The organism is Citrobacter sp. MGH104, from assembly GCF_001034485.1.
GTDB classification, from domain to species: domain Bacteria; phylum Pseudomonadota; class Gammaproteobacteria; order Enterobacterales; family Enterobacteriaceae; genus Citrobacter; species Citrobacter freundii.
The window spans coordinates 2,154,600-2,172,120 of sequence record NZ_KQ089818.1; the positions used below are offsets into that span (position 1 = coordinate 2,154,600).

Genomic DNA, 17,521 nt, shown 5'->3' on the forward strand with positions numbered 1-17,521 from the left:
AATAATCATCGTAACGGCGAGAAAGGAGTAAACTTAAATGATCCCCGAGAGGAGAAAAGCGATGAAACGACTCTTACTTTTAGCCATGCTCTTGCCGTTTGCAGGCTTTGCACAGCCCATCAACACCATGAATAACCCGAATCAACCCGGTTATCAGATCCCGAGTCAGCAGCGTATGCAAACCCAAATGCAATCACAGCAGATTCAGCAGAAAGGGATGCTCAACCAGCAGTTGCAAACGCAGACGCGCATGCAGCAACAGCATATGGAAAACCAAATCAACACGAACACCCAGCGCGTGCTGCAGTCTCAGCCGGGCGAGTTGAATTCTGGACAGCAGCAAATGCTGCCTAACAGCAACGGAGGGATGTTGAGTGGAACCCGTAATCCGGACAGCTCGCTGAATAAGCAACATATGCTGTCGGAGAAAAAGAACGGCGACATGCTGAAGCCCTCCAGCACGCCGCAACCTAACGTTCCGTTAAAAACGATTGGGCCTTAACTGGGCTGGAAATCCGGACCAATGGTATCAATGGCATCGGTACAGATGCTGTCTACGCCCCAGCGCAGCAGTTCTGCCGCGCGCTGGGGTCGGTTGACGGTATAAACCAGAATACGTAGCCCAGCATCGCGCAGCGCATCCACGCGCGCCTCATCCAGCAGCTTATGATTAAGATGAATAGAGACGCAGCCAAGCCGCGTGGTCAGCTCACGCCAGTCCTCGCGCCATTCATCCAGCAGCAAACCTCTCGGCAGTTCAGGCACCGCCTGCTGCGCCGCTTCTAGCGCATCAATTTCAAAGGATGACAACAGCGGTGACGTCATTCCCGCCCACAATTCACGTGCGGCCAGCGCCACGACCTTCCCGGTGAGCGCCTCCGTCCCGGTGGTGGGTTTGATCTCAATATTTGCCATCATGCCGTGCTGGCGACAGCGCTCAGCAACTTGCGAGAGCAGCGGCAACGGTTCGCCTTTAAACTCACCGCTAAACCAGCCGCCGGCGTCCACGCGCAATAGATCCTGCCAGTTCAATTCGCCAGCCACGCCCCAGCCGTTACTGGTGCGTTCCAGGTTGTCGTCATGCAGTAAGAAGATCTCACCGTCTTTCGACAATTTAGCGTCAAACTCGATCATGGTATGCCCATATTGCGCCCCCATGTCGATTGCCGCCAGGGTGTTTTCCGGGGCTAACTTACCGCCGCCGCGATGGGCGACAATATGGGGGTAAGGCCAGTTATTCATACGCGTTGTCCTGTTTCGCCATCAAAAAGATGCAGATGATGTTCTGGCAGATGCAGCCACAGCGTACTGCCTGCCGTCGGGCGATGCTGATGCGCCAGTCGCACCACCAGCTTTTGCTCACCCCAACGTCCATGTGCCAGATTATCCGCACCCAGCATTTCCAGCGTGTCGACGACCAGCGGCACACCGCCTTCGGCCTGCGAGCTTAGCGCAATATGCTCCGGGCGGATACCCAGCGTCATGTTACGCCCAATACACTCCCTAGCGCTTCTGCCAATGGGTAACATCATGCCGCCCTCCAGCTCAAAATGGGTACCCGTAGCGCTGATGCGCCCATCGAGCAGATTCATCGCCGGGCTGCCGATAAAGCTCGCCACAAAGCGGCTGGCGGGTTTTTCATACACCTCAACTGGGGTACCGATTTGCTCGGCAATACCTTTGTTCATTACCATTACCCGTTGGGCGAGGGTCATCGCTTCAACCTGATCGTGGGTCACGTACAGCGAGGTGGTTTTCAGTCGGCGATGCAGATGTTGTAACTCCAGACGCATCTGTACGCGCAGCTTGGCATCAAGGTTAGAAAGCGGCTCATCGAACAAGAATACCGCCGGGTCACGCACAATCGCTCGTCCCATCGCTACGCGCTGGCGCTGGCCGCCGGAAAGTTCGCGCGGACGACGTTTGAGCAGCTCACCCAGCTCGAGAATACGTGCCGCCTCTTTTACCCGCTCAGCAATATGCTCCTTGCCCATCCCGCGGATTTTCAGCCCCCAGGCCATGTTTTCTTCCACGCTCATATGCGGGTAGAGAGCATAGTTTTGAAAGACCATCGCAATGCCGCGATCCTTCGGCTCCATCTCGGTGACGCGTTTATTATCAATCCAGATATCGCCGCCGCTTACCCGTTCAAGCCCGGCCACCATCCGCAGCAGCGTAGACTTACCGCAGCCGGATGGCCCAACCATCACAATAAATTCCCCGTCCGCGACGTCCAGCGTCAACGGTTTAATCACCTGGGTTTTGCCGTCCCAGCTTTTGGTTACTGCCTGTAGTTTTAAACCAGCCATTTTTATTTCTCACTATCGACCAGGCCACGTACGAAGGCACGCTGCATGGCTAACACGATGATTACCGGAGGGATGAGCGTCAGCAGCATGGCGGCCATTACCTGGTTCCACTGCGTTGTGCCTTCACCGGTGGCAATCATGCCTTTGATACCCGCCACCGCAGTGCCCAAATTGACGTCGGTAATAATTAACAACGGCCACAGATACTGGTTCCAGCCGTAGATAAAGGTAATAACGAACAGCGCCGCCAGATTGGTTTTTGACAACGGTAGTACGATATCGCGGAAAAAACGCATTGGTGACGCGCCGTCAATACGCGCCGCCTCAACCAGTTCATCCGGCAGGGTCATAAAGAACTGACGGAACAGGAAAGTCGCTGTCGCAGATGCCATCAACGGCAGTGTCAGACCCGCATAGCTGTCGAGCATCTTCAGATTGGCGATCACTTCTACCGTCGGGAAAATACGCACCTCAACCGGTAGCATCAGGGTGATAAAAATCATCCAGAAGAACAGGTTGCGCAGCGGAAAGCGAAACCAGACGATGGCGAATGCGGAGAGCATAGAGACGGTAATTTTCCCTACCGTAATGCTGAACGCCATGATGAAACTGTTGAGCATCATCAGCCAGAACGGCGCGCTGTTGACGCCCACGCCGTTGACCCAGATGTATTTCATGTTTTCCAGCAGCTGCGAGCCGGGAACCAGTGTCATCGGCGTCTCAAACACCGCTTTGTTGTCCAGCGTCGCCGCGACAAACGCGACGTACAACGGAAACAGGATCACCATGATCCCCATAATCAACATGGCATGGCTGAATATTGTCAGCCCACGACGGTTCTCAATCATTGGTAACGCACCTTACTTTCCACATAGCGGAACTGCACCACCGTCAAAATAATGACCAGGAACATCAGCACCACCGATTGTGCAGCGGAAGAAGCCAGATCCAGCCCGACAAAACCTTCGCGATAGATCTTATAAATCAGCGTCGTGGTCGCCTGTACCGGCCCGCCTGCAGTGGCAGCATCAATCACCGGGAAGGTGTCAAAGAAGGCATACACCAGATTCACCACCAGCAGGAAGAAGCTCACCGGGGCAATAAGCGGCAGCGCCAGTTTAAAGAAGCGGCGAACCGGCCCCGCACCGTCAATCGCGGCGGCTTCGATCAGCGAGCGAGGAATAGACTGCAGTGCGGCAAAGAAGAACAGGAAGTTGTAACTAATCTGCTTCCAGACCGACGCGAACACCACCAGGAACATTGCCTGACCACTGTTTTGCGCATGGTTCCAGTCATAGCCAAACTCACCGAGAAAATAGGTAATCAGCCCGCGCCCTGGGTTAAACAGGAAGATCCACAATACGGCGGCAACGGCGGGCGCAACCGCGTAAGGCAACAGCATCAGCGTTTGGTAAAAACGGCTGCCGCGCACCACGTAATTCACCAACGCCGCAAAAAATAACGACACCAGCAGACCGCTTACCGTGACTAACGTACTGAACTTAATGGTGGTCCAGAATGAGTCGAGGTAGTACGGGTCATGAAACAGCGCGACAAAGTTTTCCAGTCCGACAAACTGGCTGGAAAGACCAAACGGATCAACGGATTGTAGCGAGTACCACAGCGCTTCACCGGCAGGCCAGATAAAGAAAATAACGGTGATAACCAGCTGCGGAGCCACCAGTAAATAGGGAAGCCAGCGCGAACGGAACACCGGACGAGATGAAGACATGGAAGTTTGATTCCTGAACAGCGCCGGATGGCGCTACGCTTATCCGGCCTACGCGCATTTGTAGGCCGGGTAAGGCGCAGCCGCCACCCGGCATTTCACATTACGATTTGGTCGATTGCTCAAAGCGGCGCAATAACTGATTGCCACGCTCAACGGCGGCATCCAGCGCCTGCTGCGGGGTTTTCTTCCCGGTCCAGACGCTTTCCAGCTCTTCATCCACAATGGTACGGATCTGCGGCATGTTGCCCAGACGCAGCCCTTTGGTGAACGGCAACGGCGGCTTGTTCAGCATCTGGCGGGTGGCGATATCAGCCCCAGGGTTCTTATCATAGAAGCCCTGCTCACGGGTCAGGTCGTAGGCAGCTGTGGTGATCGGCAGATAGCCGGTCTTCTGGTGCCATTCAGCAGCAATTTCAGGCTTCGCCAGGAAGTTGAGGAACTTCGCCACGCCTTCGTAGGTGGCTTTGTCTTTGCCCTGCATCACCCAAAGACTGGCCCCACCGATAATTGCGTTCTGCGGCGCGCCCTTCACATCGGCATCGTACGGCATCATTCCGACACCATAGTTGAATTTCGCGTAATGGCGGATATCAGCCAGCGAACCGGAAGAGGCGGTGGTAATGGCACAATCCCCGTTATAGAACTTCTCAGTGGATTCGTCCTTACGCCCGAAGTAGCTGAAATCGCCTTTTTTGTTCAGCTCTTCCAGCAGAGCGATATGTTTTACCTGTTCCGGTTTATTGAACTCCAGCACTGCGTCAGTACCGTCAAAACCGTTGTTTTTGGTAGCGACCGGCAGACCGTTCCAGGCGCTGAAGTTTTCAATCTGAATCCATCCCTGCCAGCCGCTGGCGTAACCGCACTTCATGCCTGCCGCTTTCAGCTTCGCGGTGTACTCCGCCAGGTCCTGCCAGGTTTTCGGCGGCTGCTCAGGGTCTAAACCAGCTTTTTTAAAGGCATCTTTGTTGTAGTACAGCACCGGAGTGGAGCTGTTAAACGGTTGAGAAAGCAAATGTCCGCTTTTAGAGTCGGTGTAATAACCGGAAACCGTCGGTACGAACTGAGACTCATCGAAGTTAATACCAGCCTCTTTGAATACTTCATAGACCGGTTTAATGGCTTTCGAAGCCATCATCGTTGCCGTACCCACTTCATAAACCTGTAGCAGCGCAGGCGCGTTTCCGGTACGGAAAGCAGCAATTCCTGCACTCAGGCTCTGCTCGTAGTTGCCTTTGTACTGCGGAACAATTTTGTAGTCGGGATTGGCGGCATTAAAACGTTGCGCCAGAGAATCAACTTCTTTACCCAGTTCGCCTTCCATTGAGTGCCAGAATGGGATGGTGGTGACCGCCAGTGCCTGACCTGCAAACGCCAGGCTAAGTGCCAGTCCTAAAGCTGTATGTCGTAACGATATCATCGGTTATCTCTCTTGTTGTGCCGGATGCGCGATATCACGCGTTTTATGCTCGCGGGGGTAACATGACATGCTCGAATGACAGAAAAATAACTTTTTTATTACAAAAAAAAGATAGTAAGGCGACAAACAGATGGCAAGGCGGTGAAAGCGTAGTGACAGGAAAATGCGGGGTGGTGCACAACAAAGCCGGGTAGCGGTATGCCTTACCCGGTCTAATAGCGGTTCAGATATCGAGATGATGCATTAATGGCGCAGACGATGCGCAATTTGTTCTAACTTGAGTTGTCCTGCTGCCGCTTCAACCGTCATGGCGACAAAATCAGGGTTTGCAGATAATGCGATCCCATTACGTTTTAAAAACAGCAACGGAATAAATAACGCAGTACGTTTGTTACCATCATTAAAGATATGCCCACGGGAAATGGCCAACAAATGCATTGCCACCAGTCGCCACACGTCAGTCACACCTTCACATTCGATTTGATTCAATACCCGATACATCAGGTTTATGACCACGGCGCGTAATGGTAACAGGCACACCGGTGACAGCGCTCTCCAGCACTTCCGCCAGGTTTTGTCGAGCTTCGCTATAGTTCATAGTGCGCATAAAACCTCCTCATTTGTACATCTTAATTGTACAAATGAAGCGTATAAAAAAGAAGCATCAGTCAGAGCGTATAATCGTGGATACGTTGCCTGACGTACGATCTCATTATCTCTGGATAGACTTAATCTCTGCGCCAGCGTCGTTCGTACTCATTCTGTAAACGCTGCTGCTCCCGCCGCTCACGTTCACGCTGGATATCCGATTTCTCATCTTCCCAACCCGGACAGACAGAGGTGGTGAACACTTCGCAGGGTGAACTGGATTGTGCTGATGGGGTGGCGGTTTTCTCTTCCCAGACAGAGGGGTCGCGCGGGTCAAAATTTTGCGCTGTTGAGGCATCAGAGTGGAAAGAGAGCGCCAGTAAAGCACTCCCAATCACCATGCAGGCGACAGTGCGCATCATCCGTTCTCCTTGCTTTGCCGTTATTATTGATAACTATTATCAATAATAACATGCACAAACAAACAGAAGGCAGAGTTTTATATGACTGTACCTGTCATAAAGATCAGCGAACAGTACTCTGCTTGAGCTTTTCGTTTGCCGTTTGGATCCACTGCCGGTGAAATTTACGATATTGCGGTCGCGAGCGTTTGGCGACGTTAATCACTGTCACATACTGATCGTTCGCTTCACGTATACGATTTGCGTTAGCCAACATATCGGCATAGTGAATACGCGCTTCCGGGCCGGGGAAATACTCGACCAGGACTTCAAACTCTTTCTCCGCAGCATCATATTTTTCCTGCGCGGCAAGGGCACGGGCAAAAAGCAGATGCCCGTCAGCAGATTGAAAATCAGGATTAAAGTGAATCAGGTCTTCCAGCGTTTGTTGGCAGACGGCAAACTCCTGCGTTGCAAATTCAGCCTTAGCAAGGCTCAGCATCATCGGCGCTTCATGAGTAAAGATGCCACTCAGCGCTTCACGGTAATGCGGGATAGCTTCATGATAACGACCTAATAGCGCCAGTTCATTGGCCAGCGCGTAATGGTTTTGGTTCGTTTCGGCAATGGCTAACTCTTCGGTGAGTTTTCGCAAATAGCGGTCAGGATTAAATTTGTCCAGTAACCGCACCAGCAGCAATCGGCTATGACGGTTGGTTCCCGTTTCAGGCAACATGACCATCAAAAAATAAACGACACATCCCAGAACCGGGAAGCAGAGGATGATGAAAATCCAGTATCGTTCTTGCCCGGAACGATAGGCATGAACACAACAAAGCAGTTGAAGCATGGCTGCAATGGCAAAATGCATCGGTGTTACCTTTCCCTGTAATAAAATTCCCTGACGGGTATTTAAACCTCCTTTTAGGGTGAAGCAAGTCTGTATCCAGACTCACTTTATCGAAGACCCGGTAACTTGTTGTTACCGGGCCATTAAAGAATTAACCGCCAAGATACGCACTGCGCACCGCTTCGTTAGCCAGTAGCGCATCGCCAGTGTCTTCCAGCACCACATGACCGTTTTCCAGCACGTAGCCGCGATCGGCGAGCTTCAGCGCCTGGTTAGCGTTCTGTTCGACAAGGAAAATGGTCATCCCCTGCTCGCGCAGTTGCTCAATGGTGTTAAAGATCTGCTGGATGATAATCGGCGCCAGACCCAGCGATGGTTCATCAAGCAGTAGCAGCCTCGGCTGGCTCATCAGCGCACGGCCTATCGCTAGCATCTGCTGTTCACCGCCGGACATCGTTCCCGCACGTTGAATACGACGCTCATGCAGGCGAGGAAACAGGTCATACACCCACTTGATGCGTTCCTGAAACTGGTCTTTCTCGGCAAAGAAACCTCCCATCGCCAGGTTCTCTTCCACCGTCATACGGGAAAACACGCGACGCCCTTCCGGCACAATCGCTACCGCTTCGCGCATGATTTTCGCCGTCTGCCAGTCGGTAATGTCTTTACCATCAAAGACGATTCGCCCGCTGGTCGCTCGCGGGTCGCCACACAATGTGCCGAGCAGCGTGGTTTTTCCCGCGCCGTTGGCACCAATCAGAGTAACGATTTCACCCTGGTTGATATACAAGCTGACGTCATGCAGCGCCTGTATCTTGCCGTAGTGGGCGTTGACTTTGTCGAACGATAACATCGCCTTATCCATATTAATCCTCGCCCCCATTATGCTTCACCTAAATAGGCGCGGATAACATCCGGGTTATTACGAATCTGTTCCGGCGTCCCATTCGCCAGCGGCGTGCCCTGGTTCACCACGTAAATACGATCGGAAATACCCATCACCAGCTTCATGTCGTGCTCAATCAACAAAATGGTGGTGTTGTGATGGTTACGCAGTTCAGCAATCAGCTCGTCCAGCTCTTTGGTCTCTTTCGGGTTGAGTCCCGCAGCGGGTTCGTCGAGCATCAGAATTTCCGGCTGGGTCACCATGCAACGGGCAATCTCCAGACGACGTTGATCGCCATAGGCCAGGTTACTCGCCTGACGGTTGGCGTGCTCCAGCAAACCAATACGCTCCAGCCAGGTGGCGGCACGATCCAACGCTTCACTCTGCGCGCGACGGAACGACGGAGTTTTCAACAGGCCGGAGAAGACGCCGGTTTTCAGTTGCTGATGTTGCGCCACCAGCAGGTTTTCAATCACCGTCATTTCGCGAAACAGACGTACGTGCTGGAAAGTACGCACCACGCCCATACGCGCGATTTGCTGACCCGGTAGTCCTTCCAGGTGCTGGTCGCGCAGCTTAATCGTCCCGCCGGTCGGCTTATAAAAACCGGTCAGACAGTTAAAGACCGTGGTTTTTCCCGCGCCGTTTGGCCCGATTAACGAAACTATTTCCTGCGGCCGCAGTTCCAGTTCAACGTTGTTTACCGCCAGCAGACCGCCGAAGCGCATCATCAGGCCGTTAACGGATAATAATGGCTGACTCATGCCTGCTCTCCTTTTGCTTCCCCGTTTTTCAGCTTCAACTGTGGACGGGTCATCGGCAACAAGCCCTGCGGACGCCAGATCATCATCAGTACCATTAAACCACCCAGCATTAACATGCTGTATTCGTTGAAATCACGCATCAGCTCGCGTGAAACTACCAGCAGGATGGCCGCGAGGATCACCGCAAACTGTGAGCCCATTCCGCCCAATACCACAATTGCCAGCACAAAGGCCGACTCGGCAAAGGTGAAGGATTCCGGGCTGACGAAGCCCTGGCGCGCGGCAAACAGCGTACCGGCAAAACCGGCAAACGCGGCGCTGATGGTAAAAGCTGTCAGTTTGATGCGCGTAGGGTTTAAGCCCAGCGAGCGACAGGCTATTTCATCTTCACGCAGCGCTTCCCACGCACGGCCCAACGGCATACGCAGCAGACGGTTAATCACAAACAGCGAGAAGACCACCAGCAGCAGCGCCACCAGATAGAGGAAAATGACGCGGTCAGAGGGATCGTACTTGACGTTAAAGAAGTTGCTGAAGGTATCCCAGCCGCCTTCACGAGCGGTACGGCTAAACTCCAGACCGAAAAAGGTCGGTTTCGGGATCTGGCTGATACCGTTCGGGCCACCGGTCACTTCGGTGTTGTTGAGCAGTAGGATACGGACGATTTCACCGAAGCCTAAGGTCACAATCGCCAGATAATCACCGCGCAGGCGCAGTACCGGGAAGCCGAGCAGGAAGCCCGCAGCAGCAGAAACCAACCCCGCCAGCGGCAGACAGGTCCAGAAGCCGAGTCCGTAATAGTGGTTCAGCAGCGCGAAGGTGTAAGCGCCGATGGCATAAAAGCCGCCGTAGCCCAGCACCAGCAGGCCGGAAAGCCCCACCACCACGTTTAAGCCGAGGCCGAGGATGATATAAATCATCGTCAGCGTGGCGATATCCACCGTACCGCGCGAGACCATAAACGGCCACGCCACAGCAATCACCAGCAACGCCACCAGGAACAGCTTCTGTTTAACGGTGGAGCCGTCAATCGCCGGCAGAATAAACTTCGGTCCGGAGACGCTCTTCAGGCCCTTCTGGAAAGCTGGACGCAGCAACTGAAAGAGGAAGACCACGCCAGTACCAATAAACACCCACTGCCAGCGAATATCCGCCGCGGAATCCACCACCAGTTTGGTGCCGTCAAGCTCTAACTGAACGCCCATAAAGACGCCCGCCAGGACAAAGAACATGGCGGCAGAGAGCAGCGCCATTGCAAAATGCATCGGTTTCATACTTTCTCTACCTCCGGGCGACCCAGAATACCGGTCGGCATCACCAGCAGCACCAGAATCAGCAGCGCGAATGAAACGACGTCTTTGTATTCAGTACTCAGATAAGCAGAGGAGAGCGCTTCCGCGACGCCCAGAATCAGGCCGCCGATCATCGCCCCAGGAATGCTGCCGATGCCGCCAAGCACCGCTGCGGTAAAGGCCTTCATCCCGGCCATAAAGCCGATGTACGGGTTAATTACGCCATAGAATTGACCGAGCAGCACGCCCGCGACCGCCGCCATTGCCGCGCCAATCACAAAGGTCAGCGCAATCACGCGATCGGTGTTGATGCCGAGCAGGCTGGCCATTTTCAGGTCTTCCGCGCAGGCACGGCAGGCGCGACCCATACGGGAGTAACGGATAAACAGCGTCAGCGCCAGCATCGCCAGGAAGGTTACAATCCAGATAACCAGCTGCATGGTGGTGATGGAAGCAGAGAAGTTTTCGCTACTGCCAACGGTCCACTGGCCATTAAACAGGCTGGGCAGTGCCACATCGCGCGAACCTTCCGTCAGACTGACGTAGTTTTGCAGGAAGATGGACATCCCGATGGCGGAAATCAGCGCGATCAGGCGCTTGGAGCTGCGCACGGGTCGATACGCCACGCGTTCAATGCTCCAGCCGTAGGCGCTGGCAATCACAATCGCGCCGACGAAGCCCGCCGCGACCAGTAGCCAACTGGAATCAATGCCCATCATCATTAGCGCGGCGATGATCATAAAGGAGACATAGCTGCCGATCATATACACCTCGCCATGGGCGAAGTTGATCATGCCGATAATGCCGTACACCATCGTGTAACCGATGGCGATCAGCGCGTAGGTGCTTCCCAGCGTGACGCCGTTAAACATCTGCTGCAAGAAATAGAGGAACTGCTCGGACATAAGGTAACCTTTTTATACCCGCCCATTTTACACGGGCGGTGGGATAACTCGTCTTCAGGTATTACTTCGCGACGGTCGATGAACCGTCCGCATGCCACTGGAAGACACCAAACTCAAATCCCTTCAAATCGCCTTTTTCGTCCCATTTCAGCGGCCCAATCACGGTATCAGCCCCGTGTGCTTTCAGATCTTTCACCAGGTCCAGCGGCTCTTTGCTACCGCTACGATCCATTGCTGTCGCCAATGACTGGACGGCTGCATATGTGATCCACACGTACGGTCCGGTTGGATCTTTCTTGTCAGCTTTGAGCGCATCGACAATCGCTTTATTCGCCGGATCCTGGTCATAGCGTTTTGGCATGGTCACCAGCATGCCTTCAGCGGCATCACCAGCAATGTTAGACAGCGACGCATTGCCGACGCCCTCTGGTCCCATAAACTGGGTTTTCAGCCCGACGGAACGTGCCTGGCGCAGCATTTGCCCCATTTCCGGGTAGTAGCCGCCGTAATAAACAAAGTCGATATTTTCTTTTTTCAGGCGAGCGATCAGCGCAGAAAAATCTTTTTCCCCGGCGGTGATACCGTCAAAGAAAACGATGTTGGCTTTGCCCGCTTTCAGGCTGTCCTGCACTGAACGCGCCAGGCCTTCACCGTATTGCTGTTTATCGTGAATGATGGCAATGCGCTGCGGCTTCACCTTCTCCAGAATGTATTTCGCGGCGGTCGGCCCTTGAGAGGAGTCCAGGCCCGCTGTACGCATAATGTGAGCGTAACCGCGCTGGGTCAGTTCCGGGTTTGTGGCGCCCGGAGAAATCATCAGAATGCCTTCATCTTCATAGATATCTGATGCGGGCTGCGTGGAAGATGAGCACAGATGTCCAATAACGTACTGAATGCCGTCATTGACGATTTTGTTCGCTACCGCAACGGCCTGTTTCGGATCGCAGGCGTCGTCATATTCCACAGCGACCAGTTTGTCGCCTTTGACCCCGCCTTTGGCATTGATATCTTTAATGGCCTGACGTGCGCCATTAAATTCCATATCACCCCACTGCGCGACCGGACCTGACATCGCGCCGACAACAGCGACCTTGATATCTTCCGCCATGACCGCGTGTGACATTGCCAGTGCTATCACCCCTGCGATGATTGTTTTCGCATTCCGTTTCATTACCTGAATCCCCATTCGTGACGTAATTAATATTTTGTATTTATGTGGTTAAAAAGCAGTCTGTGCTTTTTTTGAACTGCACTATTTTTACCAGTCTCATTAATGGTTTAGCGCAGTCATTTAAGCAAAATCAGGCTAAAATCTCTATTTTTCAGTCGATTAAGAAAAGATAATATTCTGCTTTTCACTATAGATAAACAAAAAAAAGCACGTTTGTCAGCATAAAATAACGGTACAAAGAGCCGAATAAAATGCTGCATTCCAGGGTATTATTCTGCCTGTTTTTCAATCTCTACGGTTTCAAACTGTCATTACTGTTGTTACAAAATTATTAATCTGGTTATTCACATAAAAAAGAGAAAGCATCCGGGTGAATTATTTCGGTACACTCATTCCATCTTTTGTGATTTGGACATGCTGTTAATGAAGCTGACCATCGTTCGTTTAGAGAACTTTAGCGACCAGGACCAGATTGATCTGGGCAAAATCTGGCCGGAATATTCCGCCTCATCATTAAGCGTAGATGAAACGCACCGGATCTACGCCGCGCGCTTTAACGAGCGTCTGTTAGGCGCAGTTCGCGTAACCCTGAGCGGCACGCAAGGCGCATTGGATTCCTTGCGCGTACGCGATATCACCCGCCGCCGCGGCGTCGGGCAGTATTTGATCGAAGAAGTGATCCGGGAAAACCCTGACGTGAGTTCATGGTGGATGGCCGACGTCGGCGTTGAAGACCGCAGCGTGATGGCCGCGTTTATGCAGGCGTTAGGGTTTACGGCCCAGGAAAATGGCTGGGAAAAAAGATAAAAAAGCCGGATGGCGCTGACGCTTATCCGGCCTACATGCTGGGAGCAAAAAATAAAAAACCACCTCGCAATTTTCCAAGAATTTCACGTTGCAGGAAGGCGGCAAGTTATGAAGTCCCCGGAAGCTTACATAAGTAAGTGACCGGGGTTGAATAACGCAGCCAACGCGTCTGCAGCGCGAAAGGCGCCAGGAAAATTATTTGGCGTCGGTCGCCGTCCCGTTTGCATGCCAGTCAAACACGCCGAATTCGAAGCCCTTCAGATCGCCCTTCGCATCCCATGACAGCGGCCCCATTACGGTTTCCACTGAGTTTGCTTTCAGGTATTTGGCAATTTCAGCCGGGTCGTCAGACTGGTTCAGACCGGCCTGCAAGGATTGCAGCGCGGCGTAGGTGGTCCATACGAATGCACCGCTCGGATCCTGTTTCTTGGCTTTGATCGCGTCCACAATCGGTTTGTTCGCCGGAACCTGATCGTAGTTCTTCGGTTTCGTTACCAGTAAGCCTTCTGCAGACTCACCCGCGATGTTAGACAACGACACGTTCGCTACCCCTTCTGGTCCCATAAACTGGGTTTTCAGACCCGCAGCGCGTGCCTGGCGCAGAATCTGCCCCATTTCCGGGTGGTAACCACCGTAGTAAACGAAATCGATATTCTCTTTCTTCAGACGCGCCACCAGAGTAGAGAAATCTTTCTCGCCAGCGGTGATCCCATCGAAGAACACCACGTCAGCGTTGGCTTTCTTGAGGTTGTCCTGCACGGAACGCGCCAGGCCTTCACCATACTGTTGTTTGTCGTGAACGATCGCAATGCGCTTCGGCTTCACTTTTTCAACGATATATTTGGCAGCAGTCGGGCCCTGATCGGAATCCAGACCGGTGGTACGTAACACCAGGTTATAACCGCGCGCGGTCAGCTCCGGCGCCGTTGCCGCTGGGGTAATCATCAGAATGCCTTCGTCTTCATAGATATCTGACGCAGGCTGAGTGGAAGATGAGCACAGGTGGCCGATAACATATTTAATCCCGTCGTTGACCACTTTGTTAGCTACCGCTACCGCTTGTTTCGGGTCACAGGCATCGTCATATTTCACCATGACCAGTTTGTCGCCTTTCACACCGCCTTTGGCATTGATATCTGCAATAGCCTGCTCTGCGCCAGTAAATTCCTGATCGCCATACTGCGCTACCGGACCGGACATCGCGCCGACGACAGCAACTTTAATATCCTTAGCAAACGCCATATTGCTCAAAGACAGGGCGATACATCCTGCCAATAACGCTTTACCCTTCATATTCATCCTGACAATCCCCATTATTGTGGTTATTACGTGTGTTGTGATGTTGTTGTTCAGCACTTTATTTCGATTATTGGATAGCCACCCGTGCTTTAGCAGCATACTCTGCTAAAACATACCCGATTTTTATTATTTTGGAATAGCTAAATTTGACATGCAGATAACAACTTGATGACAAAAAGCATAAACGTCAGGAGAGAGGGGGAGAGATAAAAACAAAAAACCCCGGATTGTCATCCAGGGTTTATCAGCATTTCCAGGTCGGCTGGAAGATTATGCTTCGATCGCCGCGCGCAATTTTTTCATGGCGTTCTTTTCAAGCTGACGAACACGTTCAGCGGAAACGCCGTAGCGATCGGCCAGTTCCTGCAACGTCGACTTGTTGTCTTCGTCCAGCCAACGAGCACGAATGATGTCCTGGCTACGCTCGTCCAGACCTTCCATTGCGTGGGTCAGTTTGTTCGCGGCCTGATCTTCCCAGTTATCTTCTTCAATGCCGTCGGCAAAGTTAGAAGATTTATCCTGCAGATACAGCACCGGGGCCATCGGCTGGCTGTCAGACTCATCGTCTGAAGACATGTCAAACGTCATGTCCTGCGCCGCCATACGGGATTCCATTTCGCGCACGTCTTTGCTGGAAACACCCAGCTCGCGAGCAACCATTTCAACTTCGTCCTGGTTAAACCAGCCCAGACGCTGCTTGGTTTTACGCAGGTTAAAGAACAGCTTACGCTGCGCTTTAGTGGTCGCGACTTTAACGATACGCCAGTTACGCAGAACGTATTCGTGGATCTCAGCTTTGATCCAATGCACAGCGAAGGAAACCAGGCGCACACCCACTTCCGGGTTGAAACGGCGCACGGCTTTCATCAGGCCGATATTACCTTCCTGAATCAAATCCGCCTGCGGCAGGCCATAGCCCGCATAATTACGAGCAACATGAACAACAAAGCGCAGGTGAGACAGGATCAGCGTTTTAGCTGCTTCCAGATCGCCCTGGTAATGCAGCTTTTCAGCCAGTGCCCGCTCCTCGTCAGCCGACAACATCGGCCACGCGTTCGCAGCCCGGATGTAAGATTCCAGGTTACCAACAGGGGCTAAAGCTAAATTTTGCATTTCTTTGGTCATTCAAATCCTCTCAATCTTTTCATCTGGCGCATTGGCTAAAACCAATAGCAACAACCATGCCAGAGCTTATGAGCAACGAGAATATCATTCAATCTTTTATCAGACAGTGATTTTATCCACAAGTTCCATGTCGTAATGTGTATAGATTACGCACAAAATGTGACATCACAATGAATACGCCGGGAAGAGATCACAGGGACTCTTTCCCTGCAGAGCGAACTACTCAGTGCAGGGAAAGATTATACCAGAGATTTTTTAATCGGGGGTAAAGTGGCGTAAATGTTGAACCGTGGCAAGCCAGGCTGCCACCCAGCCAATCATCGAGCACACCAGCAGCAATAACAGGCATTCATCGAATGATAAGCCATTGATATCAAACTTGGTTCCAAATACCTGTGCCACTTCAGTCACCGCTGACGACAGACGCATCACCAAAATTTCTGACAAAATCAGTGAAAGAAATGCACCGGAAAAACCGAGCAGTGCCCCGCCGTAGAGGAACGGACGCAGGATAAATCCATCCGTCGCGCCAATCAGTTTTTGCACGTTAATGGTATCGCGACGCGCAAAAATACTCAGACGCACGCTGTTACCGATGACGAGGAAGACCGCCGCCACCATCAGCACGCCAATCATCGCGGAAACGCGTCCGACAAGGCCCGTCAGCGCCGCCAGGCGAGCGAACCAGCTGTCATCCATCCGCACTTCATCAATACCGTTGATTTGTGCGATGCGGTCACGCAACGTGTTTAGCGACTCCGTACCCTGGAAGTCCAGTTTCGGGATCACCACCGCCACGGCCGGCAGCGGGTTCTCTTCCAGCATATCCAGCGCACCGCCAAATCCAGACCAGTTACGGAATTCGCCCAGCGCGTCGTCACGGGAAAGATAATTCACTTTCTCCACGCCCTGCTCGGCCTGCAACTGACCAACCACCCGCGCCGCCGCATCATCATCCAGCGTTTTTTGCAGGTAAACGGTGATCTGCGGGGACGGATAATACTGGCTTGCTGCATGGTTTACGTTCTTATAAACCATGTAGCACACGCTTGGCAGCGTCAGGGAGATGGCAATAACCATCACCGTCAAGAATGTCGCCAGCGGCTTGCTTTTCAGGTCCTGTAACGCGCCCTGGAACGCATAACGTACCTGCTCATTAAAGACATTGGTTTTACGCGAGTTCGGCTTTGGCGCGGCCTTCGCACGCTTAGGCGCGTTGCGACCGCCGTCACCCGGCGCACCGCCCGATTTACGAAAGCGATCCAGTCGGCCACCGAACTGTTTGATTTGGTTAATAGCGTCACGTCTATTCATGCGCCAGGCCTCCATGCAGATGTCCATCGCTCAGAACCATTTGGCGATAGGAGCGACGGGAGATCAGGCCAATATCGTGCGTGGCCATTAATACCGTGACCCCGACGCGGTTAAACTCTTCGAACAGGCGCAGGATCCCTTCCGACAGCGCGTCATCCAGGTTCCCCGTTGGTTCATCCGCCAGCAGCACCGCTGGTTTATTCACCACCGCACGGGCAATGCCGACGCGCTGTTGTTCACCGCCGGAGAGCTGAATCGGGAAGTTTTTCGCTTTGTCCAACAGCCCGACCTTATCCAGCGCCGCTGACACGCGACGACGAATATCGTCCCCGCTGGCGCCCGCGATGATCAGCGGGATTGCCACGTTATCAAACACGGTTCTATCCATTAGCAGGTGGTGATCCTGAAAAATCATGCCAATCTGACGACGCAGAAACGGCACTTCGCGGTTTTTCAAACGGCTGATGTCATGCCCGCTAAAGTAGATTTTCCCGGCGCTGGGCCGTTCAATTCCACAAATCAGCTTCAGCAGGGTACTTTTCCCCGCGCCGGAGTGGCCGGTCAGAAACGCCATCTCGCCAGGCTGCATATGGAAGGTCACTCCCTGCAGCGCTTGTCTCCCACCGAGATAGGCCTTGCTGACATGTTCAAAGCGAATCAT

At 52.9% G+C, this 17,521-nt stretch carries 18 protein-coding genes and 3 pseudogenes; 3 read left to right on the plus strand and 18 right to left on the minus strand.

Annotated features, from left to right (window positions below):
• Window positions 1–61 precede the first annotated feature (61 nt).
• A complete protein-coding gene (locus tag SK34_RS10135) occupies window positions 62–502 on the plus strand; it encodes a DUF2756 family protein (RefSeq protein ID WP_032937241.1) in 441 nt (146 codons plus the stop codon).
• Here SK34_RS10135 and ugpQ read toward each other — a convergent pair.
• From ugpQ to livK, 14 genes and pseudogenes are all read right to left on the minus strand, one after another.
• The gene (ugpQ, locus tag SK34_RS10140) at window positions 499–1,242 is read right to left on the minus strand and encodes a glycerophosphodiester phosphodiesterase (protein ID WP_048232946.1); all 744 of its coding nucleotides are present in this window, start codon (window positions 1,240–1,242) and stop codon (window positions 499–501) included. The genes SK34_RS10135 and ugpQ overlap by 4 nt on opposite strands.
• A complete protein-coding gene (locus SK34_RS10145) occupies window positions 1,239–2,309 on the minus strand; it encodes a sn-glycerol-3-phosphate import ATP-binding protein UgpC (protein ID WP_048232948.1) in 1,071 nt (356 codons plus the stop codon). Before SK34_RS10145 ends, ugpQ begins: the two co-directional genes overlap by 4 nt.
• 2 nt (window positions 2,310–2,311) lie before the next feature.
• Complete coding sequence (ugpE, locus tag SK34_RS10150) at window positions 2,312–3,157, minus strand: sn-glycerol-3-phosphate ABC transporter permease UgpE (protein WP_003837843.1); 846 nt, start codon at window positions 3,155–3,157, stop codon at window positions 2,312–2,314.
• Entirely contained in the window at window positions 3,154–4,041 is an 888-nt protein-coding gene (ugpA, locus tag SK34_RS10155; protein WP_048232950.1) for a sn-glycerol-3-phosphate ABC transporter permease UgpA, read from the minus strand. Before ugpA ends, ugpE begins: the two co-directional genes overlap by 4 nt.
• A gap of 100 nt (window positions 4,042–4,141) precedes the next feature.
• Window positions 4,142–5,458, minus strand: coding sequence for a sn-glycerol-3-phosphate ABC transporter substrate-binding protein UgpB (gene ugpB, locus SK34_RS10160; protein ID WP_003837839.1), 1,317 nt, complete (start codon window positions 5,456–5,458; stop codon window positions 4,142–4,144).
• A gap of 243 nt (window positions 5,459–5,701) precedes the next feature.
• Window positions 5,702–5,962, minus strand: a pseudogene (locus tag SK34_RS10165) (type II toxin-antitoxin system death-on-curing family toxin); the annotation flags it as partial.
• A pseudogene (locus SK34_RS10170) lies at window positions 5,955–6,065 on the minus strand (type II toxin-antitoxin system Phd/YefM family antitoxin); the annotation flags it as partial. The pseudogenes SK34_RS10165 and SK34_RS10170, both read right to left, overlap by 8 nt.
• A 121-nt stretch (window positions 6,066–6,186) precedes the next feature.
• Entirely contained in the window at window positions 6,187–6,468 is a 282-nt protein-coding gene (locus SK34_RS10175) for a hypothetical protein (RefSeq protein ID WP_048232952.1), read from the minus strand.
• A gap of 103 nt (window positions 6,469–6,571) precedes the next feature.
• Window positions 6,572–7,318: a membrane protein gene (locus tag SK34_RS10180; protein WP_048232957.1), complete on the minus strand. Its 747-nt coding sequence runs from the start codon at window positions 7,316–7,318 to the stop codon at window positions 6,572–6,574.
• A gap of 130 nt (window positions 7,319–7,448) precedes the next feature.
• The gene (gene livF, locus SK34_RS10185) at window positions 7,449–8,162 is read right to left on the minus strand and encodes a high-affinity branched-chain amino acid ABC transporter ATP-binding protein LivF (RefSeq protein ID WP_003827581.1); all 714 of its coding nucleotides are present in this window, start codon (window positions 8,160–8,162) and stop codon (window positions 7,449–7,451) included.
• 17 nt (window positions 8,163–8,179) lie between these two features.
• A complete protein-coding gene (gene livG / locus SK34_RS10190; protein ID WP_003023438.1) occupies window positions 8,180–8,947 on the minus strand; it encodes a high-affinity branched-chain amino acid ABC transporter ATP-binding protein LivG in 768 nt (255 codons plus the stop codon).
• The gene (livM, locus tag SK34_RS10195) at window positions 8,944–10,221 is read right to left on the minus strand and encodes a branched chain amino acid ABC transporter permease LivM (RefSeq protein WP_003023436.1); all 1,278 of its coding nucleotides are present in this window, start codon (window positions 10,219–10,221) and stop codon (window positions 8,944–8,946) included. The genes livG and livM overlap by 4 nt, the downstream gene beginning before the upstream one ends.
• On the minus strand, window positions 10,218–11,144 hold the full coding sequence (livH, locus tag SK34_RS10200) for a high-affinity branched-chain amino acid ABC transporter permease LivH (RefSeq protein ID WP_003023435.1): 927 nt from the start codon (window positions 11,142–11,144) through the stop codon (window positions 10,218–10,220). Before livH ends, livM begins: the two co-directional genes overlap by 4 nt.
• Before the next feature lie 61 nt (window positions 11,145–11,205).
• Entirely contained in the window at window positions 11,206–12,315 is a 1,110-nt protein-coding gene (gene livK, locus SK34_RS10205; protein WP_003023433.1) for a high-affinity branched-chain amino acid ABC transporter substrate-binding protein LivK, read from the minus strand.
• Window positions 12,316–12,738: 423 nt separating this feature from the next.
• Here livK and panM point away from each other — a divergent pair, with 423 nt between their 5' ends.
• Both panM and SK34_RS25185 read left to right on the plus strand, forming a co-directional pair.
• Entirely contained in the window at window positions 12,739–13,122 is a 384-nt protein-coding gene (gene panM, locus SK34_RS10210) for an aspartate 1-decarboxylase autocleavage activator PanM (RefSeq protein ID WP_003846184.1), read from the plus strand.
• Window positions 13,107–13,234, plus strand: a pseudogene (locus SK34_RS25185) (hypothetical protein). Before panM ends, SK34_RS25185 begins: the two are co-directional and overlap by 16 nt.
• Window positions 13,235–13,317: 83 nt before the next feature.
• Here SK34_RS25185 and livJ read toward each other — a convergent pair.
• The 4 genes from livJ to ftsE form a co-directional block, all read right to left on the minus strand.
• Complete coding sequence (gene livJ / locus SK34_RS10215; RefSeq protein ID WP_003023428.1) at window positions 13,318–14,421, minus strand: branched chain amino acid ABC transporter substrate-binding protein LivJ; 1,104 nt, start codon at window positions 14,419–14,421, stop codon at window positions 13,318–13,320.
• A gap of 270 nt (window positions 14,422–14,691) precedes the next feature.
• Window positions 14,692–15,546, minus strand: coding sequence for an RNA polymerase sigma factor RpoH (gene rpoH, locus SK34_RS10220; RefSeq protein ID WP_003023425.1), 855 nt, complete (start codon window positions 15,544–15,546; stop codon window positions 14,692–14,694).
• Between the two features lie 255 nt (window positions 15,547–15,801).
• Entirely contained in the window at window positions 15,802–16,860 is a 1,059-nt protein-coding gene (gene ftsX, locus SK34_RS10225) for a permease-like cell division protein FtsX (protein WP_003837835.1), read from the minus strand.
• The gene (gene ftsE, locus SK34_RS10230; RefSeq protein ID WP_003023420.1) at window positions 16,853–17,521 is read right to left on the minus strand and encodes a cell division ATP-binding protein FtsE; all 669 of its coding nucleotides are present in this window, start codon (window positions 17,519–17,521) and stop codon (window positions 16,853–16,855) included. Before ftsE ends, ftsX begins: the two co-directional genes overlap by 8 nt.

Bases quoted from the DNA above. Each gene is read 5' to 3' on its own strand.
- SK34_RS10135 (WP_032937241.1), top strand. From the start codon at position 62: ATGAAACGACTCTTACTTTTAGCCATGCTCTTGCCGTTTGCAGGCTTT.
- ugpQ (WP_048232946.1), bottom strand. From the start codon at position 1,242: ATGAATAACTGGCCTTACCCCCATATTGTCGCCCATCGCGGCGGCGGT.
- SK34_RS10145 (WP_048232948.1), bottom strand. From the start codon at position 2,309: ATGGCTGGTTTAAAACTACAGGCAGTAACCAAAAGCTGGGACGGCAAA.
- ugpE (WP_003837843.1), bottom strand. From the start codon at position 3,157: ATGATTGAGAACCGTCGTGGGCTGACAATATTCAGCCATGCCATGTTG.
- ugpA (WP_048232950.1), bottom strand. From the start codon at position 4,041: ATGTCTTCATCTCGTCCGGTGTTCCGTTCGCGCTGGCTTCCCTATTTA.
- ugpB (WP_003837839.1), bottom strand. From the start codon at position 5,458: ATGATATCGTTACGACATACAGCTTTAGGACTGGCACTTAGCCTGGCG.
- SK34_RS10175 (WP_048232952.1), bottom strand. From the start codon at position 6,468: ATGATGCGCACTGTCGCCTGCATGGTGATTGGGAGTGCTTTACTGGCG.
- SK34_RS10180 (WP_048232957.1), bottom strand. From the start codon at position 7,318: ATGCATTTTGCCATTGCAGCCATGCTTCAACTGCTTTGTTGTGTTCAT.
- livF (WP_003827581.1), bottom strand. From the start codon at position 8,162: ATGGATAAGGCGATGTTATCGTTCGACAAAGTCAACGCCCACTACGGC.
- livG (WP_003023438.1), bottom strand. From the start codon at position 8,947: ATGAGTCAGCCATTATTATCCGTTAACGGCCTGATGATGCGCTTCGGC.
- livM (WP_003023436.1), bottom strand. From the start codon at position 10,221: ATGAAACCGATGCATTTTGCAATGGCGCTGCTCTCTGCCGCCATGTTC.
- livH (WP_003023435.1), bottom strand. From the start codon at position 11,144: ATGTCCGAGCAGTTCCTCTATTTCTTGCAGCAGATGTTTAACGGCGTC.
- livK (WP_003023433.1), bottom strand. From the start codon at position 12,315: ATGAAACGGAATGCGAAAACAATCATCGCAGGGGTGATAGCACTGGCA.
- panM (WP_003846184.1), top strand. From the start codon at position 12,739: ATGAAGCTGACCATCGTTCGTTTAGAGAACTTTAGCGACCAGGACCAG.
- livJ (WP_003023428.1), bottom strand. From the start codon at position 14,421: ATGAATATGAAGGGTAAAGCGTTATTGGCAGGATGTATCGCCCTGTCT.
- rpoH (WP_003023425.1), bottom strand. From the start codon at position 15,546: ATGACCAAAGAAATGCAAAATTTAGCTTTAGCCCCTGTTGGTAACCTG.
- ftsX (WP_003837835.1), bottom strand. From the start codon at position 16,860: ATGAATAGACGTGACGCTATTAACCAAATCAAACAGTTCGGTGGCCGA.
- ftsE (WP_003023420.1), bottom strand. From the start codon at position 17,521: ATGATTCGCTTTGAACATGTCAGCAAGGCCTATCTCGGTGGGAGACAA.